Annotated in this window: 22 protein-coding genes and 1 pseudogene; 8 read left to right on the plus strand and 15 right to left on the minus strand. The window is 60.9% G+C overall.

Translation table 11 applies throughout. The features are described from left to right. Positions 1 to 115: 115 nt before the first annotated feature. Positions 116 to 1,045, plus strand: a pseudogene (locus RB216_RS29940) (methyl-accepting chemotaxis protein); the annotation flags it as partial. Beyond that, positions 1,037 to 1,900, plus strand: coding sequence for a methyl-accepting chemotaxis protein (locus tag RB216_RS29945; protein ID WP_371923957.1), 864 nt, complete (start codon positions 1,037 to 1,039; stop codon positions 1,898 to 1,900). The pseudogene RB216_RS29940 and the gene RB216_RS29945, both read left to right, overlap by 9 nt. 640 nt (positions 1,901 to 2,540) lie before the next feature. Here RB216_RS29945 and RB216_RS24665 read toward each other — a convergent pair. From RB216_RS24665 to RB216_RS24680, 4 genes are read right to left on the minus strand one after another with little or no spacing between them, the layout of a single operon-like run. Further along, positions 2,541 to 2,909, minus strand: coding sequence for a glyoxalase superfamily protein (locus RB216_RS24665; RefSeq protein ID WP_308907996.1), 369 nt, complete (start codon positions 2,907 to 2,909; stop codon positions 2,541 to 2,543). Positions 2,910 to 2,938: 29 nt separating this feature from the next. Beyond that, positions 2,939 to 4,402 (minus strand): N-acyl-D-amino-acid deacylase family protein, encoded by a 1,464-nt coding sequence (locus RB216_RS24670; protein WP_308907997.1) that lies wholly within the window; start codon positions 4,400 to 4,402, stop codon positions 2,939 to 2,941. A gap of 1 nt (position 4,403) precedes the next feature. Further along, positions 4,404 to 5,264 (minus strand): MurR/RpiR family transcriptional regulator, encoded by an 861-nt coding sequence (locus tag RB216_RS24675; RefSeq protein WP_028617914.1) that lies wholly within the window; start codon positions 5,262 to 5,264, stop codon positions 4,404 to 4,406. A 25-nt stretch (positions 5,265 to 5,289) separates the two neighbouring features. Beyond that, positions 5,290 to 6,639 carry a GntT/GntP/DsdX family permease gene (locus RB216_RS24680; protein WP_185035940.1) on the minus strand — a complete coding sequence of 450 codons (1,350 nt, stop codon included), beginning with the start codon at positions 6,637 to 6,639 and terminating at the stop codon, positions 5,290 to 5,292. Positions 6,640 to 6,887: 248 nt separating this feature from the next. Between RB216_RS24680 and RB216_RS24685 the strand changes: the two genes are divergently transcribed. Continuing rightward, positions 6,888 to 7,268: a lysozyme inhibitor LprI family protein gene (locus tag RB216_RS24685; RefSeq protein ID WP_028617916.1), complete on the plus strand. Its 381-nt coding sequence runs from the start codon at positions 6,888 to 6,890 to the stop codon at positions 7,266 to 7,268. A 4-nt stretch (positions 7,269 to 7,272) separates the two neighbouring features. Here the strand turns inward: RB216_RS24685 and RB216_RS24690 are convergent, their stop codons facing one another. From RB216_RS24690 to RB216_RS24710, 5 genes are all read right to left on the minus strand, one after another. Beyond that, a complete protein-coding gene (locus tag RB216_RS24690; protein ID WP_308907998.1) occupies positions 7,273 to 8,718 on the minus strand; it encodes a SulP family inorganic anion transporter in 1,446 nt (481 codons plus the stop codon). 209 nt (positions 8,719 to 8,927) lie between these two features. Beyond that, positions 8,928 to 9,821 carry an NAD-dependent epimerase/dehydratase family protein gene (locus tag RB216_RS24695; RefSeq protein WP_308907999.1) on the minus strand — a complete coding sequence of 298 codons (894 nt, stop codon included), beginning with the start codon at positions 9,819 to 9,821 and terminating at the stop codon, positions 8,928 to 8,930. A gap of 103 nt (positions 9,822 to 9,924) precedes the next feature. After that, positions 9,925 to 10,821 carry a LysR substrate-binding domain-containing protein gene (locus RB216_RS24700; RefSeq protein ID WP_122683446.1) on the minus strand — a complete coding sequence of 299 codons (897 nt, stop codon included), beginning with the start codon at positions 10,819 to 10,821 and terminating at the stop codon, positions 9,925 to 9,927. A 30-nt stretch (positions 10,822 to 10,851) separates the two neighbouring features. Beyond that, entirely contained in the window at positions 10,852 to 11,442 is a 591-nt protein-coding gene (gene mdaB, locus RB216_RS24705; RefSeq protein ID WP_028617920.1) for an NADPH:quinone oxidoreductase MdaB, read from the minus strand. Between the two features lie 120 nt (positions 11,443 to 11,562). Next, positions 11,563 to 12,327, minus strand: coding sequence for a sulfite exporter TauE/SafE family protein (locus RB216_RS24710; RefSeq protein ID WP_308908000.1), 765 nt, complete (start codon positions 12,325 to 12,327; stop codon positions 11,563 to 11,565). Between the two features lie 182 nt (positions 12,328 to 12,509). Between RB216_RS24710 and RB216_RS24715 the strand changes: the two genes are divergently transcribed. Then, entirely contained in the window at positions 12,510 to 13,400 is an 891-nt protein-coding gene (locus RB216_RS24715) for a LysR family transcriptional regulator (RefSeq protein WP_126571423.1), read from the plus strand. Here the strand turns inward: RB216_RS24715 and RB216_RS24720 are convergent. Continuing rightward, the gene (locus RB216_RS24720; RefSeq protein WP_028617923.1) at positions 13,346 to 14,752 is read right to left on the minus strand and encodes an amino acid permease; all 1,407 of its coding nucleotides are present in this window, start codon (positions 14,750 to 14,752) and stop codon (positions 13,346 to 13,348) included. The genes RB216_RS24715 and RB216_RS24720 overlap by 55 nt on opposite strands. Positions 14,753 to 14,886: 134 nt before the next feature. Continuing rightward, positions 14,887 to 16,137 carry a kynureninase gene (kynU, locus tag RB216_RS24725; RefSeq protein WP_308908001.1) on the minus strand — a complete coding sequence of 417 codons (1,251 nt, stop codon included), beginning with the start codon at positions 16,135 to 16,137 and terminating at the stop codon, positions 14,887 to 14,889. A 144-nt stretch (positions 16,138 to 16,281) separates the two neighbouring features. On the opposite strand from kynU, the gene RB216_RS24730 reads away from it, so the two are divergent. Continuing rightward, positions 16,282 to 16,755: an Lrp/AsnC family transcriptional regulator gene (locus RB216_RS24730; RefSeq protein WP_016974903.1), complete on the plus strand. Its 474-nt coding sequence runs from the start codon at positions 16,282 to 16,284 to the stop codon at positions 16,753 to 16,755. A 56-nt stretch (positions 16,756 to 16,811) separates the two neighbouring features. Here the strand turns inward: RB216_RS24730 and catA are convergent, their stop codons facing one another. Genes catA through RB216_RS24745 form a run of 3 tightly spaced genes read right to left on the minus strand, consistent with a single transcriptional unit; the run spans position 16,812 to position 19,213 of the window. Beyond that, entirely contained in the window at positions 16,812 to 17,741 is a 930-nt protein-coding gene (gene catA / locus RB216_RS24735; RefSeq protein ID WP_028617925.1) for a catechol 1,2-dioxygenase, read from the minus strand. 41 nt (positions 17,742 to 17,782) lie between these two features. Further along, complete coding sequence (catC, locus tag RB216_RS24740) at positions 17,783 to 18,073, minus strand: muconolactone Delta-isomerase (RefSeq protein ID WP_236318287.1); 291 nt, start codon at positions 18,071 to 18,073, stop codon at positions 17,783 to 17,785. 12 nt (positions 18,074 to 18,085) lie between these two features. After that, positions 18,086 to 19,213: a muconate cycloisomerase family protein gene (locus RB216_RS24745; protein ID WP_028617926.1), complete on the minus strand. Its 1,128-nt coding sequence runs from the start codon at positions 19,211 to 19,213 to the stop codon at positions 18,086 to 18,088. A 114-nt stretch (positions 19,214 to 19,327) separates the two neighbouring features. On the opposite strand from RB216_RS24745, the gene RB216_RS24750 reads away from it, so the two are divergent. Beyond that, positions 19,328 to 20,203 carry a LysR family transcriptional regulator gene (locus tag RB216_RS24750; RefSeq protein WP_028617927.1) on the plus strand — a complete coding sequence of 292 codons (876 nt, stop codon included), beginning with the start codon at positions 19,328 to 19,330 and terminating at the stop codon, positions 20,201 to 20,203. Here RB216_RS24750 and RB216_RS24755 read toward each other — a convergent pair. After that, positions 20,200 to 21,186 carry an AraC family transcriptional regulator gene (locus tag RB216_RS24755; RefSeq protein ID WP_028617928.1) on the minus strand — a complete coding sequence of 329 codons (987 nt, stop codon included), beginning with the start codon at positions 21,184 to 21,186 and terminating at the stop codon, positions 20,200 to 20,202. The two genes, RB216_RS24750 and RB216_RS24755, sit on opposite strands and share 4 nt — an antisense overlap. Positions 21,187 to 21,496: 310 nt before the next feature. Here RB216_RS24755 and antA point away from each other — a divergent pair, with 310 nt between their 5' ends. Both antA and antB read left to right on the plus strand, forming a co-directional pair. After that, positions 21,497 to 22,888, plus strand: coding sequence for an anthranilate 1,2-dioxygenase large subunit (antA, locus tag RB216_RS24760; protein ID WP_028617929.1), 1,392 nt, complete (start codon positions 21,497 to 21,499; stop codon positions 22,886 to 22,888). Then, the gene (antB, locus tag RB216_RS24765; protein ID WP_028617930.1) at positions 22,888 to 23,379 is read left to right on the plus strand and encodes an anthranilate 1,2-dioxygenase small subunit; all 492 of its coding nucleotides are present in this window, start codon (positions 22,888 to 22,890) and stop codon (positions 23,377 to 23,379) included. The genes antA and antB overlap by 1 nt, the downstream gene beginning before the upstream one ends. The last annotated feature ends 38 nt before the right edge of the window (positions 23,380 to 23,417 follow it).

Genomic DNA, 23,417 nt, shown 5'->3' on the forward strand with positions numbered 1-23,417 from the left:
CATTAGCGTCAATCTCAAACTGGGCCTGGGCTTCGGCCTGGTACTGGTCCTCACCTCGATCCTGGCCCTGACCGGCTGGACCAGCCTGGGCGGCCTGATTGATCGCAGCAACTGGATGAGCGACATCACTCAGCTCAATGCGTCGTTGACCAAGCTGCGTATCGTGCGCCTGCAGTACATGCTCGCCAACGGCGATGAAGCCGTGGCCCAGAACGTACAGACCAACCTGGATGCGTTCGCTGCCCAGCAACAGAAGCTGCTCGACAGCTTCAAAAGCCCGGAAAACCTCAAGCTGCTCAACGAGCAAAAGTCCATCATCACCGCTTACCAGCAGTCGCTGAACAAAATGCGCGAGGCCTACCGTAACGGCAACGCCTCGCGCCAGGTGATGGGCGACAAGGCGGATATCGCCAATGCGCAGATCAACGCATTGGAAACCAGCGTGAAGCAAATGCCCGACAGTTCGGAGCACCTGGCACAGTTCCAGGCGGTGGCCGACGCCAAGATGCAGTTCCAGTTGGCTCGCTACGAAGTACGCGGCTACACCGGTAACGTCAGCCCGGAGACCGAAGCACGCGCGGCTGCACAGATTGAAAAAGCCATCGCCGGCGTGAAAGACCTCAGCGCCGCATTCGGCGCCAGCCAGCAAAGCGCGCTGACCGCATTGGAAACGGCCCTGGGCGCCTATCGCAGCGCCGTTCAGAACTACAAGGCAGCCAACGCCAACATCGTCACTGCCCGCGCCGAAATGACCACTCAGGGCGCTGATATCGTCACGATCAGCGACAAACTGTATGACATCCAACTGACCCGCCGCGACGCAGAAAGCGCCCAGGCCCGCAGCCTTCAACTGATCAGCACCTTGTTGGCCCTGTTGGTTGGCGTCATCGCAGCATGGGTCATCACCCGCCAGATCACCCGCCCGATCCAGGAAACCCTGGCGGTGGTGGAGCGCATTGCCTCCGGCGACTTGAGCCACAACATCCAGGTCACTCGTCGCGATGAACTGGGCGTGTTGCAACAAGGTATCCAGCGCATGGGCACCACCTTGCGTGAGTTGATCAGCGGTATTCGTGACGGCGTGACACAGATCGCCAGCGCCGCCGAAGAACTGTCGGCCGTGACCGAGCAGACCAGCGCCGGCGTAAACAGTCAGAAGATCGAGACCGACCAGGTCGCCACCGCGATGCACGAAATGACTGCCACCGTGCAGGAAGTGGCGCGCAACGCGGAGCAAGCTTCCCAGGCGGCCGCCGATGCCGATGGCCAAGCCCGCGCAGGCGACAAGGTGGTGGCCGAGGCCATCGCTCAGATCGAGCGTCTGGCCGCTGAAGTGGCGCGTTCCACCGACGCCATGACCCACCTGCAACAAGAGAGCAACAAGATCGGCAGTGTGATGGACGTGATCAAGGCCGTCGCCGAACAGACCAACCTGCTGGCCCTCAACGCGGCGATCGAAGCCGCGCGGGCTGGTGAAGCCGGGCGTGGGTTTGCCGTGGTCGCCGACGAGGTGCGCGGCCTGGCCCAGCGCACGCAAAAATCCACCGAGGAAATCGAAGGCCTGGTCGCCGGCTTGCAGAACGGCACCCAACAAGTGGCCAACGTGATGAACAACAGCCGCAGCCTCACTGACAGCAGTGTCGAGCTGACGCGCAAGGCCGGTGTGTCACTGGAGAACATCACCCGTACGGTGTCGAATATCCAGTCGATGAACCAGCAGATCGCCGCCGCCGCCGAGCAGCAGAGCGCCGTGGCTGAAGAGATCAGCCGCAGCATTGTGAATGTGCGGGATGTGTCGGAGCAGACCGCTACGGCGAGTGACGAGACGGCCAAGTCGAGTGTAGAACTGGCGCGGCTGGGTAGTCAGTTACAGCAGATGGTCAGTCATTTCCGGGTGTAAGAAACCAAAAAGCCGCCTCAGCCTAAACCGGGGCGGCTCCACTTCTCAGACCTTAGCGGTCATCGAAGCTGTCCCGCAGGAACTTCCAGACGTGATAAGCACGCAGGCAGTTCACCACGAGGTTCCACGTACGTCGTGCAAACTTAGACATACTCGGCCCTCCGTGAGTTGGGCCTTACCTCCAGCGCACTTACCGGAACACGTGAGCCTTCGGACGCGGGTCAATGCGTCCTTTGAGGTGGCCGGGCTAATGGTCCTTCCGCATCAATCCGGCACGGATTACTAGCCCGTGGCGGTCAGTCCAGAATTCGCGCGCAGACCCAGCCCACCCAAAAGCGACCAACGCAGAACGGGGAAGATCCTAACCAACATCCCCGTTGAAGGTGTTTCAAAGAGTGGTCAAATATCCAGTATTGATCGATAGATTCATTGCAAGCTTTTGCAGTCGAATCACGCGAGAAAAGAATGCCGAAAAGCGCTCCATGCCAACTATCCTTCCGTCTTGCGTGATGACGTGACCGGCGGTAGTATTCACCTGCGGGTCAATGCGTCTTTTGAGATCGCAACCCCAGCCGAAAACTGGGATTGCAAAAAAAAACCGCCCTACTAAGGCGGTTTTTTATTGCCTGCGATTTACCCCTCAGCCCTCGCCTTCCTCGACAAACACCACCCGATTCCCAAACGGGTCCTTGATGCTCATCTCCCGCGATCCCCAAGGCGTTTCCTCAACCCCAGGCTTGGCATACCGGTAATCCTTGCCTACCAATTGCTGCTGGTAAGCGTCCACACCCTGAGCCTGAATCCGCACCGCCGCGCCCGGGGAGGCGTCGCCATGATGCTCAGTCAAATGCAGCACGCACTCACCCAGAGACACTTGCAGGTACAACGGAAAATTCGCCTCGAAACGATGCTGCCAATCCACCTTGAACCCCAGGAAATCGACGTAGAACTCCAGCGCCTTGGCCTCGTCGAAAATCCGCAGGATGGGGATGACTTTTCCTAAGTGCATGGCAACCGCTCCGTTTAAATGAGCGCCCACTATAGAGACGAAAAACCTCGACGCAAATCCCCGCTGCGTGCCAGGAACCGGCCCGGCCGCTGACCATTCGCTTGGCCGTCGCTGTAGCTCAGCACGCCGTTGATCCACACCCCATCGATGCCCTCGGCCGCGCGTTGCGGTTCCTTGAAGTCCGCCACATCGCGCACGCGCAACGGGTCGAACAACACCAGGTCGGCCCAGTGCCCTTCGCGGATTTCACCCCGCTCCGCCAGGCCAAAACGCGCGGCTGAAAGGCCCGTCATCTTGTGCACGGCGGTATGCAATGGGAACAACCCCACATCCCGGCTGAAATGCCCCAGCACCCGTGGAAACGCCCCCCACAAACGCGGATGTGGGAACGGATCTTCCGGCAGCCCATCCGACCCGACCATCGACAACGGATGCGCCAGGATCCGTCGCACATCCGCCTCATCCATCCCGTAATACACCGCCCCTGCGGGTTGTAGCCGACGGGCTGCGTCCATCAACGAAACATCCCACTCAGCGGCGATATCCTGCAAATCACGCCCGCCCATTTCCGGGTGTGGTGTCGACCAGGTGATGGTGATCCGAAAGGCGTCAGTCACCTGCTTGAGATCCAGGGTCGAAGAACTCGCCGCATAGGGGTAGCAATCACACCCCACGGGATGGGTTTTAGCCGCCAGTTCCAGCGACGCCAACAACTGCGGGCTACGCCCCCAGTTACCGGCGCCGGCACATTTGAGGTGGGAAATGATCACCGGCGCTTTGGCATGCCGGCCGATCAGGAACGCCTCGTCCATCGCCTCCAGCACCGGCTCGAATTCACTGCGCAAATGGGTGGTGTACACCGCGCCGAATGCGGTGAGTGCTTCACTCAGTTGCAGCACTTCATCGGTCTCGGCATTGAATGCACTGGCGTAGGCCAAGCCTGTGGATAAACCAAGGGCACCGTCTTCGAGACTCTCTTGCAACTGCGCGCGCATGGCGGCAATTTCATCCGCTGAGGCAGTGCGGTGCAGGTCATCCATGTGGTTGCTGCGCAGCGCCGTATGGCCGACCAACGCTGCGACGTTGACCGCCGGGTGAGCGTTCTCGATCGCCGTGCGATAGTCGGTGAAACGCGGATACACAAACGCCGAAGCACTGCCCAACAGGTTCATCGGATCCGGCGGATCACTGCGCAACGTCACCGGCGACGCGCTGATGCCACAGTTGCCGACAATCACCGTGGTCACACCCTGGCTCAGTTTGGGCAGCATCTGCGGATGGCGGATCACCACGGTATCGTCGTGGGTATGCACGTCGATAAACCCCGGCGCCAGCACACGTCCGCACGCCTCGATTTCATGCTCGGCCACAGCCGTCGACAAGTCGCCGATCGTCTCGATGCGCCCGTCGCGCAGCCCAACATCGGCGACGTAGCCTGGGGTGTTACTGCCATCAATGATCAGCGCCTGGCGGATCAACGTGTCGTACTTCATATCAGTCTCCAAGCGGCAGGCTGTCGGGGCCGCCGCGATAATCGTCCAGGGCCAGCTTGATCCGGCGCAGGCGTTCCTGGTTGTCGTCCGGCAGGGCCAATGCCAACTCGGTGGCGAGCAAGTCGATGGCCAGCAGCATTCCGTAGCGCGCCGCAGTGGGCTTGTAGATAAAACTGGTTTCGGCCGGTTGCAGCGGCAGCAGCACGTCCGCCAACTGGGCCAGGGGCGACTCGGCCAGGGTGATGGCGACAATGCGCGCGTCGTAGTTGCGTGCCAGCGTCACCACGTCCAGCAACTCGGGGGTGAGGCCGGTCAGGGAGCACACGATCAACGCATGCTCCGGTCCCAGCGTCGCCGCCGTGACGCGCATCATTACCGGGTCATGGCAGGCGGCAATCGGATAACCCAGGCGTACCAGGCGCACCTGCAACTCATCGCTGCACAGGCTCGACGGGCCGCCCATGCCGAACGCGTGGATCATCCGCGCCTTGCCCAGCAGGTTGACCGCATCGACAAAACCCGCCTGGTTGAACCCCGACAAGTGCTGACGCAACGTCGCCTCGATATCCCCCAGGATCTGCCGATGAAACGCCGATTGCTCCGGCAACCCCGCCGGGTCGAGGAAGCGACTGCCGACCCCGCTGGCCTGGGCTAATTGCAGACGCAAATCCCGCAGATCCCGGCAACCCACACTGCGCGCGAACCGCGACAAGGTGGCCGTACTGACCTCGGCCCGCTGGGACAACGCTTCCAGGCTGGCCGACGCGGCAAAGCCCACGTCCTCGAGCATCAGTTTGGCGATACGCCCTTCGCCAGCGCTGAAAGAGTCCTGGCGGGCGCGGATCTGGTAGAGGATGTCCATGGGCTCTCCGGTTACAAAATGCGGCTCATAAAACAAGAGACAGGCCGTAAGTCAGACCGAAGGCGACAACAGAAATCAGAGTCTCCAACACGGTCCAGGTCTTGAAGGTCTGGATCACCGTCATATTGAAGTATTCCTTGATCAGCCAGAAGCCGCCGTCGTTCACGTGGGAAAAGATCACCGAACCCGCGCCGGTGGCCAGCACCAGCAATTCAGGGTGTGGATAACCCAGGCCCATGGCAACCGGTGCTACCACGCCGGACGCGGTGGTCATGGCGACGGTGGCCGAGCCCGTGGCAATACGCATCAGCGCGGCAAACAGCCAACCCATTACCAAAGGCGACAGCTGGAAAGCATGGGCCAGGCCGAGAATTTCGTTGGTCACACCCGCATCCACCAGGATGCGATTCAAACCGCCGCCCGCGCCCACCAGCAGGGTGATACTCGCGGTCGGCGCCAGGCATTCATTGGTGAACTTGAGGATCGATTCGCGGTTGAAGCCTTGGGCGATACCCAAGGTCCAGAAGCTGACAAGGGTCGCCACCAGCAGCGCGATCACCGAGTTACCGATAAACAACAGGAACTGATTGAAACCGGTGCCTGGCGTGGAAATCACGTTGGCCCAACCGCCGATCATCATCAGCACCACCGGCAACAGGATGGTGCCCATGGTCAGCGTGAAACTCGGCAAGCGAGTACGCGGTTCGCGCTCGATGAATTGGCGTTCCAGCGGGTTTTCCGCCGGCAGATGAATACGCGGCACGATGAATTTGGCGTAGACGGGACCTGCGATGATTGCCGTCGGAATACCGATCAGGATGGCGTAGAGCACGGTCTGCCCCACCGACGCGTTGTACGCCAGCACTGCCATCATCGCCGCCGGGTGCGGTGGCACCAGCGCATGCACCACCGACAGGCCGGCGACCATCGGCAAACCGACCATCAGGATCGATACGCCTACACGCCGCGCCACGGTAAAAGCAATCGGCACCAGCAGCACAAAACCGACCTCGAAAAACAGCGGCAGCCCTACCAGGAAGGCGATGCACACCATGGCCCAGTGCGCATTGCGCTCGCCGAAACGGTTGATCAGCGTGCGCGCCACCTGCTCGGCACCGCCTGACTCGGCCATCATCTTGCCCAGCATGGTGCCTAGCGCCACCACCAGGGCAATGTGCCCCAGGGTCTTGCCGACGCCCGCTTCATACGAGCCCATGATGGTGTCTGCCGGCATCCCGGCCATCAGCGCCAGGCCAATGGACACCAGGGTGATGACGATAAACGGGTTGAGCCGGTAACGTGCTATCAGCACGATCAAAGCAATGATGGCGATGGCAGCGTATGCCAATAGCCCGAAGCCCGGTGATGCGGCCATGCGGTACTCCTCGGAAAGGGTCACGTCGAATTGGTTGTGAAACTCATAAATCATTACCGAAGAGTATTTTCAATTTTTATGAAAGTAATTTTCGCCCACGGATAAGCGCTGTCGCGCTGGGATATGCCCAACGGTCGCCTATGAAAATTCGGGGGGTGTTCTTACATGAAGATCAGAAGATGCTGGAAACTCAAACGCCGCCATCGAGTCATAGAATGCGCCTCCCCTCATGCCCAGGAAAACCGACCATGATTCGCACATCCCTAGCCGTCAGCGCTTTGTTTCTCGCCCTGTGCGGCAGTGCTGCGGCCGCTGATAACGCGGCGTTGAAAAAATGCATGGACAGCGCCGACACGACCGCGGACATGGTCAATTGCAACGCCAAGGAAGCCAAGGTCCAGGACACGCGCCTGAACAAGGCCTACAAGACCGCCCTCGCCGCCCAGGAAGGTGCGCGCAAGCAGCAACTGCAAGACGTGCAGCGCCTGTGGATAAAATACCGTGATGCCAACTGCGGCTTCGCCGGCTCCGCGACCGGCGGCACCATCGACCAGGTCAACGGCTCCGGCTGCGTGCTGGACATGACCCAGACCCGCGCCCAGGAACTCGAAGACCTGGTCGGGCCGTGATCACTTACTCATGATGGACCCGGGCGCGCTTGAGCAGTTTCTTGCAGCGCTCCGACAAATGCAGTACCCGCAGGTGCTTGCCGGCTTTGGTGTAACGCTCACGCAGGGTCATCAGCGCCGCAATCGCTGAATAGTCGACAAAGCTCAGGTGACGGCAATCCAGCGTCACCTGGGCCGGGTCGTTGGCCGGGTCGAACTGGTTGAGGAACGGCGTGGTCGAGGCAAAGAACAAGGTGCCATGCAGGCGATAGAGCTTGCTGCCATCGGCCTCCAGATGCTCATCGGCATACAGCTCGCGCGCCTGTTGCCAGGCGAAGTTCAGCGCCGCAATCACAATCCCGCACAACACGGCCGTGGCCAGGTCGGTGAACACGGTGATCACCGTCACCGCGATAATCACCAGCACGTCATTCAACGGCACTTTGTTGATCACCCGCAAGGACGCCCAGGCGAAGGTCTGCTGCGACACCACGAACATCACGCCCACCAGCGCCGCCAGCGGGATCCGCTCGATAAAGGGCGACAGGAACAGGATGAACAGCAGGATCATCACCCCGGCAAACACCCCGGAAAAACGCCCGCGCCCGCCGGAGCTGAGGTTGATCACGGTTTGCCCGATCATCGCGCAACCGCCCATGCCGCCAAACAGGCCCGAGACCATATTGGCCGCGCCCAGGGCTACGCTTTCGCGGTCCGGGTAGCCACGGGTCTCGGTGATTTCGTCGGTGAGATTCAGGGTGAGCAGGGTTTCCAGCAGGCCGACCATGGCCATCAGGAACGCGTACGGCGCGATGATGGCGAGGGTTTCCAGGGTCCAGGGGACTTGCGGCAGGGCAAAGGTGGGCAGGCCACCAGCGATATGGGCCATGTCGCCTAGGGTGCGGGTCGGCAGGCCGAGCAGGTACACCGCCAGGCCCACGCCGAGGATCGCCACCAATGCAGGCGGCACCGCGCGGGTGATGCGTGGCAACAGGTAGACGATGGCCATGGTCACCAACACCAGGCCGATCATCACGTACAGGGGCGTGCCGCTGAGCCAGTGTTCACCGCTCTTGAAATGCTCCAACTGCGCCAGGGCAATGATGATCGCCAGGCCATTCACGAACCCTAGCATTACCGGGTGCGGCACCATGCGCACCAGCTTGCCCAGGCGCAGCAGGCCGAAGGCGACCATGATCAACCCGCCCAGCAACACCGTCGCCAGCAGGTATTCCACACCGTGTTGCACCACCAGCGCCACGATCACCACCGCCATCGAGCCGGCCGCACCGGACACCATGCCGGGTCTGCCGCCGAACAATGCCGTAAGGGTGCAGATGATAAAGGCGCCATAGAGCCCCATCAGCGGATTAAGGTGAGCCACCAGGGCAAAAGCGATGCATTCGGGCAGCAGCGCAAAAGACGTGGTGAGGCCGGCCAGGGCATCGGCGCGCAGACGGGTGAGATTCATGAGGTACCAGGGCATTGCGGGGGATAAGGCGGGGAATGGTACGGAATTGAAGGGAATGGGGCTAGTCTCGAAGACCGTATCGTCCCCTTCGCGAGCAAGCCCGCTCCCACATTTGACCGAGTTCCGGCTTTGGAATGCAGTCAGTGTGGAAGCGGCGGTGCGACGATTCGACTTGCTCGCGAAAGAAGCGCCCCGGTATCAAGCGAACATCACACCATCTCGTGGCGTATCCACTCCACCACCGACGTACGCTTCGGCGCCCAGCCCAGCAACTCACGGGCATGCTTGCCACGCACCCGGCTGTTGGAGCCCAGGCCATAGTTGGCCATTTCGTAGCCCCACTCGGCTTCAGCATCGACCAATGGCCAATCCTGGGGTTTGCCCAGATCCAGGGCTTCGGCGATGGCGGTGGTCATGTCGATAAACGCCGCCTCGCTGCTTTCCACAAAGTAGAAGGTGCCCGGTACGTTCTTGTTCAGTGCCAGCAGGTACAGCGCCACCACGTCTTCAATGTGCACGTTGGACCAGATGTTCTGCCCACTGCCCACATGGCGCACCACCCCACTCTTGCGCGCCTGCTTGAGCAGACGCGGCAATTGCACGCTGTCGCGCTTCACGCCCAGGCTGTGACCGTAGATCAGGGTGTTGCAGATCACCGCCGAGTTCACGCCTTCGTTGGCAGCCGCCAGGATCAGCTTGTCGATAGCGACGCGAGCGGCCTTGTCGACGGTCGGCTCCGGAAGGTTGTCTTCGAAGTAGATGACATCGCTGGACTTGCCGCCCGACGCATCCCCCACGATGCTTGAACCGCTGGTGTGCAGGAATGGCTTGTTCGAGCCCTTCAACGCTGCCAGCAGGGTTTCCACGGCTGCGCGATGGTCGCTGCTTGCGGCATTGATCACGGCATCGGCCTTGTGCGCTTGCTCGGTCAATACAGCAGCGTCATCCAGAGTGCCGATCACTGGGGTGATACCCAATGCGGTCATCTCGGCCGCCTGCTCAGCGCTGCGCACCAGGCCAGTCACGCTGTGGCCTGCCTTGACCAGGCCGGTTGCGATGGACCCCCCGATAAAACCTGCTGCGCCGGTGACGAATACGTTCATGGAGAGTGCTCCTGTGTGAGTAAGTAATGGGACCAGTATCAAGGGCCGATCCCTGACGAATAAGCCCTTATTGCCCAATTCACTCTTGCGCGAAGGTCACGAATCAGCAGGCATACCGCGCCAGCTTGGCCTGGATGAAGTCGAGGAAACACTGGATGCGCAAGGCCAGCTGCGAGTTACGGTAGAACACCGCGTGGATCGGCTGACGATAACCGCTGTTGAACGCTTCCAAGACCGGCACCAGGCGCCCGGCTTCAATGTCGTCGATGGTCATGAAGTTCGACAGGCAGCAGATGCCCTGCCCGTCCAACGCCAAATGACGCACGGTTTCACCGCTGGACGCGGCCACGCCGGGCTGGATCAACCAGCGGTCGCCTTCCACATGGCGCAGCGGCCAGTGGTTGAGGGTCTCGGTCTGGGTGAACCCCAGCAAGGTGTGGTTCGCCAATTCGGCGACCGTAGTCGGCGTGCCGTACTGCTTAAGGTAGTCGGGGCTGGCGAGGATATGCAGCGGCGTACAACCGAGCGCGCGCGCATGCAGGGTGGAGTCGGCCAACGCACCGATGCGGATGGCGATGTCGGTACTCTGCTCCAACAGGTCGATGATCAGGTCATCGCTGTTCAGCTCCAGCTGGATATCCGGGTAAAGGCTGCGAAACTCTGCGATATACGGCACGATCCCATGCAGCATAAAGGGCACCGCCGCATTGATGCGCAGGCGCCCCGCCGGTTTTTTCTGGCGTGACGACAGGCGCTCTTCCAACTCGTCCATCTGCGCCAGGATCACCTTGGCCTGTTCGAAGAAGTACTTGCCTTCCTCGGTCAGGTCCATGCGTCGCGTCGTGCGGTTGATCAGCGTGGTGTCGAGCTTGGCTTCCAGGCGTGACAAGGTGCGACTGACCGCCGAGGGCGTCTGCCCGACTTGTTCCGCGGCAGCGGAAATCGAACCGCATTCAATCACGCTGACGAAGATCTGTAGCTCATCGGATCGGGCTTTCACAGGCGCTCCTCGTTATCGGTTCACAGCAGCTTACACCGAGAAATTGAACACCTGCGCCAGATGCTGCTCATAGCGTGCTACGTCAGCCTCGATCGCCGGGCGCTTCATCACGTCCACGCACAAGAAGGTCGGCAGGCCGGTCATGCCAAGGAATTCGTTGGCCTTGTGGAACGGGAAATACACCGCGTCCACACCCTTGGCTTCGAAGAAGTCGGTCGGGTCGTCGAAGGCTTGCTGCGGCGCGTTCCAGGTCAGCGAGAGCATGTACTGCTTGCCCTGGATCAGGCCGCCGCTGCCATATTTCTGCGAGGCATCGGAGCGCGTGCGGCCGTCGCTGGCGTACAGGCTGCCGTGGCCTTCGGTGAAGACTTCGTCGATGTATTTCTTGACGATCCACGGCGCGCCCATCCACCAGCCGGGCATCTGGTAGATGATCACGTCGGCCCAGAGGAATTTTGCGACTTCTTCGGCCACGTCGTAGCCTTCGTCGATGTGAGTGACTTTGACGTCGAGGCCGGCGCGGTCCAGCACGGCCACGGCGGCATCATGCAGGGTGGTGTTGTAGCGGCCATCGGAGTGAGCGAATTTTTTGCCGCCGTTGAGCAGGAGGATTTTTTTCATGGGAGGGCATCCAGAAGGGTTAAAAATGTCTGCCGGCAGGCTATCGACATTGGCCCCTCGGAATAAGCGGCGGCACGGCAAAATACATTTGACCGCAAAGCACGAATTCACCACCCATTGTTAACCGCTGATCAGCAGATGCGCGCCCAGCAAGGCCATGCCGACGAAAAACACGCGCTTGAACAACACGGCACTGATGCGCTGACGCACCGCCTGGCCCAGCCACATGCCCAGCAGTGCCGGCACCAGCGCCAGCAGTGACGCGTTGATTTCACCCCCACCGAGGGTGCCGCGCCAGGCCAGCCCCGCCGCCAATGCCAGGGTGGAAGCCGTGAACGACAGCCCCAGCGCCTGTATCAACTGATCACGGTTCAAGCCCAGGGCCTGCAGATAGGGCACAGCAGGAATCACGAACACACCGGTCGCTGAAGTGATGACTCCCGTGATGACCCCGCACAGAGGGCCCAGCCAACGTTCAGTCTCAGGTTTTACCTTGAGCGTCGGCAGGAACAATCCGCTCAGCGCATACACCAGCAACGCACCGCCCAACGCCTGGCCCACCCAGCTTCCCCCGCTCATGCCCAGCCACAGCGTGCCAAACCCGGTGCCGAGGAAGATCAGCAGCAGCATCGGCCACAGGCGTTTGAGCAACGCACTCAGATGCCCACCGAACGCCAATTGCCACAGGTTGGTGATCGTCGAAGGGATGATCAGCAACGCCGCAGCCTGCGCCGGTAACATAGCCAGGCCGAGCAAGCCCATGGAGACTGTCGGCAAGCCCAGGCCGATAACACCCTTGACGGTGCCGGCCAGCACGAAGGTGCCGATCACCAGCAGGGTCAAGGCGGGGCCGATTTGTTGGTAGAACGCGAGGAAGGTATTCATGGGGGGATTGTGCGGCTTTTCGCTGAAGGCTGAAATTCGCCATATACTGAGGCAGCCTCTTGTTTTGTGAGAGGCTGATGCCGCCTTCGCGAGCAAGCCCGCTCCCATATTTGAAATGCGTTCCAAATGTGGGAGCGGGCTTGCTCGCGAAGGGGCCAGTCCAGTCACCCGAGAACCCCGGCATGCACTTTGACCTGATCGACCTGCGGCTTTATCTGCACATTCTCGACACCGGCAACATCACCGCTGGCGCCGGGCGCAGCCATTTGTCCCTGGCCGCCGCGAGTGCGCGTATCCGGGCGATGGAGGCTTCGCTGGGTATCGATTTCCTGGAGCGTAACCGTCGAGGTGTCACCCCAACGCCCGCCGGCAAAGCCCTGGCCCGCCACGCACGCCTGTTACTGCAACAGGCCGAACACCTGCAGCAGGACCTCGCGGAATACGCCAACGGCATCAAAGGCCAGGTGCGCTTGCTGTGCAACACCACCGCCCTCAGCGAATACCTGCCGGAACTGCTGGCAGACTTTCTATGCGAGCACCCCAACCTCGACATCGACCTGCAAGAGCTGCCAAGCCTGCGTATTACCCAGGCCTTGCGCCAGGGCACGGCGGATCTGGGGATCATCTCCGACGCCGTGGACACCCACGGCCTGCAGACCCAGCCCTTCCGTGATGACCCGCTGGTGCTGATCGCGCCACTGGATCATCCGTTCACCGAGGGGAGTTTTGTCGATAGCCTGCAACACGAATTTGTCGGCCTCGCCACGCACAGCGCGTTGACGGTTTACCTCGAAGAACAGGCACTGCACGCGGGTTTCCGCCTGCAGACTCGCATCCGTGCCGAGGGCTTTGACGGGGTGATTCGCATGGTCGCCCGTGGCGCTGGCTTGGGCATCGTGCCCCAAGCCGCGCTGGAGCGCTGGCCGCAGAAGCGCACCTTCAAGGCCCACCCTCTGCAAGAAGAGTGGGCCTGTCGGAAACTGCTGTTATGCGCGCGCTCGTTCGAACAGCTGCCCGGTTATGCCAAGGCCTTGTTCGACGCCTTGGCCCTGCCCTTGCGGAAAAACCCGTAATACACCGCCGACAGAATCAACAGGAACGGCACACCAAACACCAGGGTCATCTTGAACGCCTCGGTGAAATACGTGGTGATCATCACCGCGCCCATCAGCACCAGACCCAGCGACGTGCTGTAGGGAAACAGCCGCAGTTGGAACGACAGCTTCGGCCCACCGTGACGCTTGCGGTAGCGACGGAAAAACAGGTGGGTGAGGAAGATCATGAACCAGGTGAAGATCGCGCCAAACATCGAGATCGCCATCATCAGGGTGAACGAGCTTTCCGGGTACACGACGTTGAGCAACGTCGCCAGCGCAATGCCCGAGCTGGACAACAGCAACGCGTTCAGCGGGATGCCACTCTTGCTCAACGCACCCATGGATTTGGGGGCAAAGCCGGCGCGGGACAGGCTGAACATCATGCGGGTAGTGATGTAGAGCTGGCTGTTCATCGCCGAGAGCGCCGCGATCAGGATCACGAAGTTCATCACCCCGGTGGCGCCGGGAATGCCGATGGTCTGCATCACCGTGACGAACGGGCTCTGGGTTTGTCCAGCCTGGTTCCAAGGCACGATGGCCAGCATCAGCGCCAGGGTCAGCAGGTAAAACACCACCAGCCGCACGATGGTGGCGCGGAAGGCTTTCTTCACCGCCTGTTCCGGATCAGCGGCTTCACCGGCCGCCACGGCAATCATCTCCACGCTCAGGTAGCTGAAGATCGACACGATGACCGCGATCCACATGCCGCTCAGGCCATGGGGGAAAAAGCCGTCGTGGGCCGTGTAGTTCTGCACCCCGTATTCCGGGTTGCCGGAGCCGAACACCACGTACACGGCGAGGATGATGAAGCCGACAATGGCGCTGATCTTGATCGTCGAAAACCAGTATTCGAAGTTGCCGAAGGTCTTCACGCTGATCGCATTGAGCAGGATCAGCACGCTGGAAAACGACACGATCCACACCCATTCCGGTACGTTGGCGAACCAGTACTTCATGTACATCGCCACCGCTGTGACCTCGGCGCCCACCGCCAGCACAATCGCCGCCCAGTAGGCATAACGCACCAGGAACCCGGCCAGCGGGCTGATGTAGAACTCGGCGTACGCACCAAAGGAGCCCGAGGTGGAATGGGCCACCGTCATCTCCGCCAGGCAGCCCATCAACAGCAAGGTGATCAATGCGCCAATGGCATAGCTCACCAAGACGCTGGGCCCGGCATAACCGATGGCGTAGGCGCTGCCCATGAACAGCCCAGTGCCAATGGCGCCGCCGATGGCGATCATGCTCATCTGGCCGGAAGTGAGCTGGCGCCGCAGGCCCAGTTCGCGGTGGGTGATCTCTGCAAAGCCGTTGTCTGGCGTGGTCACGTGGGGTGCCCCTTTATTATTGTGATTGCACAGGAAATTTGCGCCGTCCTGTGTAGGAGCCCGGCTTGCCGGCGATGGCGATCTCAAGGCCGCTATCGCCGGCAAGCCGGGCTCCTACAAGGGAGGGGTCGTTCTTAAGTGACGCTGTTGCGAACTTTGAATTGCGGCTGGTCCCAGGTGTGGTGGTCGAGGATGTCGCCGAGGATTTCTACGGCGTCAAACACCTCGGTAAAGCTGGTGTACAAAGGCGTAAAACCAAACCGCATGATGCGCGGCTCACGGTAGTCACCGATCACCCCACGGGCGATCAAGGCCTGGATCACCGCGTAGCCTTCGGGGTGTTCGAAGCTCACATGACTGCCGCGCCTGGCGTGCTCACGTGGGGTGATCAACTTCAAGTCATGGGCAGCGCAACGGGCTTCGACCAACGCGATAAACAGGTCGGTCAACGCCAGGGACTTGCTGCGCAAACTCGCCATATCGGTCTGGGCAAAAATCTCCAGCCCACATTCAACCATCGCCAGCGAAGTAATCGGCTGCGTGCCACACAGGTAGCGAGCGATGCCGGCACTCGGTGCATAAGTCGACTCCATGGCGAACTGCCGGGTATGCCCGAACCAGCCTGACAACGGCTGGCGCACCACATCCACCAACGCCGGGTTGACCCACACAAACGCCTGGGAACCCGGGCCGCCGTTGAGGTACTTGTAGGTGCAGCCGATCGCATAATCGGCGCCCGCCTGATGCAGGTCGATAGGCACCGCGCCGGCCGAATGCGCCAGGTCCCAGATGCTCAGCGCACCGCACTCATGGCTCAAGGCGGTCAGCGCCTGCATGTCGTACATGTAGCCGGTCTTGTAGTTGACGTGGGTGAGCATCACCACCGCCACGTCCTGGTCGATGGCCTGGGGCAGTTCATCCGGGCTGTTCACCAGGCGTAGGGAATAGCCCTGCTGAAGCAGTTCGGCCAGGCCCTCGGCGATGTACAGGTCGGTGGGAAAGTTGCTCGCCTCGCTGACGATGACCTTGCGATGCGGCTGGCGTTGACGCTGCACAGTCAACGCGGCGCTCAGCACCTTGAACAGGTTGATCGAGGTGGTATCGGTGATCACCACTTCGTTGTCGCGCGCGCCAATCAACGGCGCCAGGCGATTGCCCAGGCGTTGGGACAAATCCGCCCAGCCCGCGCTGTTCCAACTGCGGATCAGCCCGTTGCCCCACTCTTCGGCAATCACCGCCTGCGCCCGCGCCAACGCCGCCACCGGGCGTGCGCCGAGGGAGTTGCCGTCGAGGTAGATCACGCCCTGCGGCAAGGCGAACTGGCGGCGCAAGGGCGCCAGTGGGTCTTGGGCATCGAGGGCTTGGCAATGGCTTCGAGTGGTCATGGGCGATCCTGGTTTTTATAAGTAAGAATGGACCAAATAATGAACGAACTTTTAGAGAATTTTCGTGCAAAGTGAGTAGCAACAGGCTAATTAAGCTGTAGGAAATTCGAATTTAACCCCCAAACACGCGGATTTATTCTAACCATGATTCTCGACGCCACCGACCTGCGCCTCCTGCATTTCCTGCAACAGGATGGCCGCATCAGCAACCAGGAACTGGCAGAAAAAGTCGCGCTGTCGCCGTCCGCCTGCCTGCGCCGTTTGCGCTTGCTGGAGAGCGAGGGAATCATCAGCGGCTATCGCGCGGTGTTAAACGCAGAGCAACTGGGGATTGAACTGGAGGCCATCGTCCACCTGTCCTTGCGCCAGGATGTGGAGGATTGGCATGAGACGTTCATCAAGAAGGTGCAGGGCTGGCCGGAAGTGGCCAGCGCCTATGTGATCACCGGCGCCAGCAACTATGTGCTGCGGGTGCAGGCACGCAACCTCAAGCACTTTTCGGACTTTATCGTGAACCACCTGAACCGCACGGCGGGGGTGATGGATATACGCTCGGAGATTGTGTTGCAGAAGATCAAGGACCGGGATGAGGTGCTTGACCTGGTCATCCGCAAATAGCGGCAACACCACAAAACTCTGTGGGAGCAAGCCCGCTCCCACATTTTTAACCGTGTTTAATCTTCCAAAGCACGCACGCGCTGCATGCGCTTTTGCTCTACCGGCGCATCCGCCACTTGCAACTCAAAGTCAAAATCAATCTGCGCAAACCGCCCTTCCACGCCAAACTCTCGCGCCAACTGCGGATCTTCACTGAAGCGAATCTCGGCGATCAACTCATCCCGCGTCGCATAGGCAAAATCATCATGCAGGTACGGGTCATCCGACAGGTTGATCTGCGTGGTCAGGTGCCGATGCCCCGGCGCCGAAATGAAGAAGTGAATATGCGCCGGCCGCTGCCCGTGGCGCCCCAGTTGATCCAGCAGTTGCTGGGTCGGCCCGGTCGGCGGGCAGCCGTAGCCGGATGGCACGATACTGCGGAATCGGTAGTTGCCCTGGGCATCAGTCTCGATGCGTCGGCGCAGGTTGAATTCGGACTGTGTCGGATCGAACCACGAATACGTACCACCGGTATTGGCCTGCCACACATCCACAATCGCCCCAGCCAGCGGCTTGCCCTCGGTGTCACGCACTTGCCCGCGCATGAACAGCGGCACCGCTTCATCGTTGCCATCATCCAACCGTGCCTCGACCTTCGACAGCGGCGCACCGGCCACATACAACGGGCCTTCGATGGTGCGCGGCGTACCACCGGATTTGCCGGCCTCCTCATCGGCCGCGTCCATCAACAGGTCGAGGTAATGCTCCAGGCCCAGCCCGGCGGCGAGCAGACCGGCTTCTTGGTTCTTGCCCAAGTCGTTCAGATAGTTGACCGCCTTCCAGAATTCTTCCGGGGTCACTTCCAGGTCTTCGATGATGTTCACGGTGTCGCGCAGGATCCGGTAAATCAGCGCCTTGGTGCGCGGGTTACCGCCGTCGTTGAGGTTGCCGCTGGCTTCTTCGAGAAACTGTTGGGCATGGGCAGTCTGGGACAGTCGGATGGACATGGTGCATTCCTCATCTTGTAGTTATTAGGGTGAAAACCGGCTTAGCGGTCATCCTCATGGATCGACGACGGGTGACGGCACAGGGCATTCACTTCGATGGCCATGTAGGGAAAGAGCGGCAGTTGCATCAGCAAATCGTGCAGGTCCTGCACGCTGTCGACATCGAACACGCTGTAGTTGGCGTAGTGCCCGGCGATGCGCCACAGGTGGCGCCATTTGCCTTCCTGTTGCAGGCGCTGCGCCAAGACTTTTTCCTCGGCCTTGAGGCCAGCGGCGCGCTCGGGGCTCATATCAAGGGGCAGGTTCACGGTCATTTTTACGTGGAACAACATGGCAGGTGCCTCTTAGTGTTTGTCACGACGGAAGAACGCCAGACGCTCTTCATCGATGGCCAGGCCCAGGCCCGGTGCGGTGGAGACATGCAGCTGGAAATCGCGGTACACCGGCGGCTCGGTGAGGATGTCTTCGGTGAGCAACAACGGGCCGAACAGTTCGGTGTCCCACGCCAGTTTGCTCAGCGTGAGAAAGGCATGGGCCGACGCCAGGGTGCCGATGCCGCCTTCCAGCATGGTGCCGCCGTACAGGCCGATGCCCGCCGCTTCGGCAATCGCCGCCGTACGCAACACCGCACGCGGGCCGCCGTTCTTGGCGATCTTGAGGGCGAACACCGAGGCCGCACCTTCGCGGGCCAGGTTGAACGCATCCTCGACACACTCGATGGACTCATCCGCCATGATCGGCGCCGGGCTCGACAGGTTGAGCCGCGCCATACCGCCGCGGTTGTTGCGTGAGATGGGCTGCTCGATCAGGTCGATGCCGTTGTCGCCGAGCACCTTGCACGCCCGCAATGCCACCGCTTCATCCCAGGCCTGGTTGACATCGACGCGCACACTGGCGCGGTCGCCCAGGGCTTTTTTGATCGCGATCACATGGGCCAAGTCGTGGCTGACTTCACCGGCGCCGATCTTCAATTTGAAAATGCGGTGGCGGCGCAGGTCGAGCATTTTTTCGGCTTCGGCAATGTCCTTTTCCGTGTTGCCGCTGGCCAGGGTCCAGGCCACCGGCAAGGCATCGCGCACACGGCCGCCGAGCAGTTCGCTGACCGGCAGGTTCAGGCGTTTGCCCAGGGCATCGAGCAAGGCGCTTTCGATCCCGGACTTGGCAAAGGTGTTGCCGCGAATGCTGCGCTCCAGGCGCAACATGGCCGCGTTGATATTGCTCGCGTCTTGGCCGATCAGCAGCGGCGCGAAGTGGCGGTCGATGTTGACCTTGATGCTGTCGGGGCTTTCGTTGCCGTAGCTCAGGCCGCCAATGGTGGTGGCCTCGCCAATGCCTTCGATGCCGTCGGCGCAGCGCAGGCGGATGACCACCAAGGTCTGGTTTTGCATCGTGTGCATCGCCAGCTTGTGCGGGCGGATGGTGGGGAGGTCGACGATGATCGTGTCGATCGACTCGATGGCGCAAATCGGCATGGCTATACCCGTTGGGTTCTTTATAGATTTGAGCCGATTCTGTGCCGTATCTTTCAAGGGTTCCAATATAGAATGGGTCTCGACCAATACCCTCAAGGTATGAAAGGAGCCGTCATGGAACTGCGTCACCTGCGCTATTTCCAGGTGCTGGGGGAGACCCTCAACTTCACCCGCGCGGCCGAACGCCTGCACATCGCCCAGCCGCCGTTGAGCCGGCAGATCCAGCAATTGGAGGATGAACTGGGCGTCATTTTGCTTGAGCGTGGCCGACCGCTGCGGCTGACCGAGGCCGGGAGGTTTTTTTATGAACACGCCAACGTGCTGCTGGAACAACTGAACAAGGTCTGCGACAACACGCGACGCATCGGCCAGGGCGAAAAGACTTGGCTGGGCATCGGCTTTGCGCCCTCGACCCTGTATGGCGTGCTGCCGGAACTGATTCGCCGGCTGCGCACCCATGAGGCGCTGGAGCTGGAGTTGGGGTTGTCGGAAATGACCACCTTGCAGCAGGTCGAAGCGCTCAAGGCCGGGCGCATCGATGTGGGATTCGGGCGGATTCGCATCGACGACCCGGCCATTGTCCAACGCGTCTTGGTCGAGGATCGGCTGGTCGCTGTGCTGCCTGCCGGCCATCCGTTGCTGGGCGCGCCCACCACCCTCGCCCAACTGGCCGCCGAGCCTTTTGTGCTCTACCCCGGCAACCCACGCCCCAGCTACGCCGACCATGTGATCGCACTGTTCGACGCCCATGGCTTGAGCCTCAGGGTGGCGCAGTGGACCAACGAATTGCAGACCGCCATCGGCCTGGTCGGCGCCGGCATGGGCGTGACGCTGGTGCCCGCGTCGGTGCAGGTGTTGCACCGTGCGGACATCGGCTACACGCCGATTGTGGAGGCGACTGCGACCTCGCCGATCATCCTCAGCCGACGGGTGAATGATCAATCGCCGGGGCTCAGTCATTGCCTGCAACTGGTGGAAGAGTTGATCTAGCCACGCAGGCGTCGCGCATCATTGCGCTGCAGGGTCTGGCTCGGCGACTCATCGAACAGCTTGCGGTACTCCGCCGAGAACCGCCCCAGGTGGGTAAAGCCCCAGCCCAGGGCAATCTCAGAGATGGTGCGTGTAGAGCCGTGCTCAAGGATTGCCTGGCGCACCGCAGAAAGCCGATGCTTCTTCAAATAAGCCATCGGCGACAGCGCAAAGTACTTGCGAAACGCATCGAACAGCTTGAACCGCGACACACCCGCAGCGGCTTCCAGGTCTTCCAGGTGCACCGCTTCGCGGGCGTTGTCGTGGATGTACTGGCGCGCACGGATCAGGTAATGCGGCAGTTTCACCCCCAGTACATCGCGCAGCTCTTCGGAGTAGTTGTTCGGCTGGGCCAGGATCAGCCCCTTGATCAACGAGCTTTCCAGGTCGCGGGTAAAGGCGGCCTGCTCATACAACTCGCTGCCGTGCTCCAGTTCTGCAATGAAGTAGCGCGCCATGCGCCACCACGCCGCCGAAGCGCCGTCCACCGCGTCCATCCCCGACTCAAAGCGCAGCGGCGCATCAATCGGCCGTTGCAGCAAACCTTCCAGCGACTCACTCATCGCCGCACGCGTGATCACCACCTGCAACTTGCGGCAGTCGCCGGAAATCGCCAGTACCTGGTGCTCGTTGGGCGAGATAATCACGCCCTGGTCGCGGTTGGAGTTCAGGCGCTCACCGTTCTTGCTCAACTCCTGCTCGCCCACCAACGGGAGGCTCAGGCTGTAGCTGCTGAAGTGCTCGGCGTCTTCGATGTCGATGGTCACGTCGGTGCCGTATTCGATCACACCCAAGGTGGTGGCGCGGGACTTGAACATATTGGCACTGTGGTGGAAACGCAGGCGCTCGGGCGTGGCGGTGGCCAGGCGATGGGGCCCGCAGATGCCGGACATCCAGCTGCGTGCGCCTTCCAGGTCGAAGCGTTGAATCGTTTGGCTGCTCATCAGGGTGCACCCACGGCGGTTAGGCTGTTGCGCGCTCTGATGGCGCGTCGTTGTTGTTCGACAGCAAATAATGCGCCACGCCGACGCAATGGCCAGCGGGTGGATAGCAATGGTCGACTAAGTGGATAAGACGCCGACTTTTACGGCCATTGCCCTGCCAGACAGTAGCGCATCCCGTCACCGCTGCGCACCGGGTTGGGTATTTGCTGCCCAATTATCCGGCGCAGGTTCCCCCACTAAGCGGATAGCCCGCGCCCTGCCCCGCTGCCTCTAATAAACCACCGATTAGCCCTATCAAAAGGTGCCTCCCATGAGTGGTGCAAGAAGCGTCGAGCAGTGGAAAACATTTATCGAAGGTTGTCTGGATTTTCGCCCGGCGGATGAAGTGTTCCGCATCGCCCGTGACATGTTCACCGAGCCGGAGCTGTTCGATCTGGAGATGGAACTGATCTTCGAAAAAAACTGGATCTACGCCTGCCACGAAAGCGAACTGGCGAACAACCATGACTTCGTGACGATGCGCGCCGGGCGCCAGCCGATGATCATCACCCGCGACGGCGAAGGTCGGCTCAATGCACTGATCAATGCTTGCCAACATCGCGGCACCACGCTTACCCGTGTCGGCAAGGGCAACCAGTCCACCTTCACTTGCCCATTCCATGCCTGGTGCTACAAGAGCGATGGCCGGCTGGTGAAGGTCAAGGCGCCGGGGGAATACCCGGAGGGTTTCGACAAGGCGACGCGCGGGCTGAAAAAGGCACGCATCGAGAGCTACAAAGGCTTTGTGTTCATCAGCCTGGATGTGGCGGGCACCGACAGCCTGGAAGACTTCCTGGGCGACGCCAAAGTGTTCTTCGACATGATGGTCGCCCAGTCCGCTACCGGCGAGTTGGAGGTATTGCCAGGCAAATCCGCCTACACCTACGACGGCAATTGGAAGCTGCAAAACGAGAACGGCCTGGACGGTTATCACGTCAGCACCGTGCACTACAACTACGTGGCCACGGTGCAGCATCGCCAGCAAGTAAACACCGAAAACGGCACCGGCGCAGGTAGCACCCTGGACTACAGCAAGCTTGGCGCGGGTGACGCCAACACCGACGACGGCTGGTTTGCCTTCAACAATGGTCACAGTGTGTTGTTCAGCGACATGCCCAACCCCAGCGTGCGCTCCGGCTACGCCACCATCATGCCGCGCCTGGTGGAAGAACACGGCCAGCCAAAGGCCGAGTGGATGATGCACCGCCTGCGCAACCTGAATATCTACCCGAGCCTGTTCTTTCTCGACCAGATCAGCTCGCAACTGCGCATCATCCGCCCGGTGGCGTGGAACAAGACCGAGATCATCAGCCAGTGCCTGGGGGTTAAGGGCGAATCCGACGCGGATCGCGAAAACCGTATTCGCCAGTTCGAGGACTTCTTCAACGTCTCGGGCATGGGCACGCCGGATGACCTGGTGGAATTTCGCGAAGCCCAACGCGGTTTCCAGGGCCGCCTGGAACGCTGGAGCGACATCTCACGCGGCAGCCATCGCTGGGAAACCGGCCCCACGCCGAACAGCGAAGCCATCGGCATCCAACCGGCCATGACCGGCACCGAATTCACCCATGAAGGCCTTTACGTGAACCAGCACCGCAACTGGCAGCAGTTTCTGCTCAAGGGCCTGGACAGACAAGCGCTGACATTGCGGGAGGTGGAATGATGAATGCGCAACTGCAGTACCAGATCGAGCAGTTCTTCTACCGTAAATCCGAGCTGTGCGACGCCCAGGATTGGGACGCTTATGTGCAGCTGTTCGACCCGCAGAGTGAGTTCCACCTGCCGCAATGGGACTCGGAACACGTCTACACCCGTGATCCCAAGCGCGAGATGTCGTTGATCTACTACGCCAACCGCTCGGGCCTGGAAGACCGTGTGTTCCGTTTGCGCACCGGCAAAGCCGCGTCGGCCACACCGATGCCTCGCACCTTGCACCTGATCAATAACGTGCGCATTGCCGAGCAGGCGGATGGAACGCTGGAGGTGAAATTGAACTGGCACACGTTGTTCTATCGATTGGCTACGTCGGAGCAGTTCTACGGACAGGCTACCTACAGCCTCAAGCCCCATGACGACAGTTGGTTGATCACCCGCAAACACGCGTTGCTGCTCAACGACACCATCAACTCGGTGCTGGATTTCTATCACCTGTAACCCTGTAGGAGCCGGCTTGCCGGCGATGGCGTCTGACC

Source organism: Pseudomonas canadensis (assembly GCF_030980095.1).
GTDB lineage: Bacteria > Pseudomonadota > Gammaproteobacteria > Pseudomonadales > Pseudomonadaceae > Aquipseudomonas > Aquipseudomonas canadensis.

Bases quoted from the DNA above. Each gene is read 5' to 3' on its own strand.
- RB216_RS24690 (WP_308907998.1), bottom strand. From the start codon at position 8,718: ATGAATCTCACCCGTCTGCGCGCCGATGCCCTGGCCGGCCTCACCACG.
- RB216_RS24665 (WP_308907996.1), bottom strand. From the start codon at position 2,909: ATGCACTTAGGAAAAGTCATCCCCATCCTGCGGATTTTCGACGAGGCC.
- RB216_RS24710 (WP_308908000.1), bottom strand. From the start codon at position 12,327: ATGAATACCTTCCTCGCGTTCTACCAACAAATCGGCCCCGCCTTGACC.
- RB216_RS24680 (WP_185035940.1), bottom strand. From the start codon at position 6,639: ATGGCCGCATCACCGGGCTTCGGGCTATTGGCATACGCTGCCATCGCC.
- RB216_RS29945 (WP_371923957.1), top strand. From the start codon at position 1,037: ATGGGCACCACCTTGCGTGAGTTGATCAGCGGTATTCGTGACGGCGTG.
- RB216_RS24755 (WP_028617928.1), bottom strand. From the start codon at position 21,186: ATGAGCAGCCAAACGATTCAACGCTTCGACCTGGAAGGCGCACGCAGC.
- RB216_RS24750 (WP_028617927.1), top strand. From the start codon at position 19,328: ATGGAACTGCGTCACCTGCGCTATTTCCAGGTGCTGGGGGAGACCCTC.
- RB216_RS24745 (WP_028617926.1), bottom strand. From the start codon at position 19,213: ATGCCGATTTGCGCCATCGAGTCGATCGACACGATCATCGTCGACCTC.
- RB216_RS24695 (WP_308907999.1), bottom strand. From the start codon at position 9,821: ATGAACGTATTCGTCACCGGCGCAGCAGGTTTTATCGGGGGGTCCATC.
- kynU (WP_308908001.1), bottom strand. From the start codon at position 16,137: ATGACCACTCGAAGCCATTGCCAAGCCCTCGATGCCCAAGACCCACTG.
- catC (WP_236318287.1), bottom strand. From the start codon at position 18,073: ATGTTGTTCCACGTAAAAATGACCGTGAACCTGCCCCTTGATATGAGC.
- RB216_RS24715 (WP_126571423.1), top strand. From the start codon at position 12,510: ATGCACTTTGACCTGATCGACCTGCGGCTTTATCTGCACATTCTCGAC.
- catA (WP_028617925.1), bottom strand. From the start codon at position 17,741: ATGTCCATCCGACTGTCCCAGACTGCCCATGCCCAACAGTTTCTCGAA.
- RB216_RS24670 (WP_308907997.1), bottom strand. From the start codon at position 4,402: ATGAAGTACGACACGTTGATCCGCCAGGCGCTGATCATTGATGGCAGT.
- RB216_RS24730 (WP_016974903.1), top strand. From the start codon at position 16,282: ATGATTCTCGACGCCACCGACCTGCGCCTCCTGCATTTCCTGCAACAG.
- mdaB (WP_028617920.1), bottom strand. From the start codon at position 11,442: ATGAAAAAAATCCTCCTGCTCAACGGCGGCAAAAAATTCGCTCACTCC.
- antA (WP_028617929.1), top strand. From the start codon at position 21,497: ATGAGTGGTGCAAGAAGCGTCGAGCAGTGGAAAACATTTATCGAAGGT.
- antB (WP_028617930.1), top strand. From the start codon at position 22,888: ATGAATGCGCAACTGCAGTACCAGATCGAGCAGTTCTTCTACCGTAAA.
- RB216_RS24685 (WP_028617916.1), top strand. From the start codon at position 6,888: ATGATTCGCACATCCCTAGCCGTCAGCGCTTTGTTTCTCGCCCTGTGC.
- RB216_RS24675 (WP_028617914.1), bottom strand. From the start codon at position 5,264: ATGGACATCCTCTACCAGATCCGCGCCCGCCAGGACTCTTTCAGCGCT.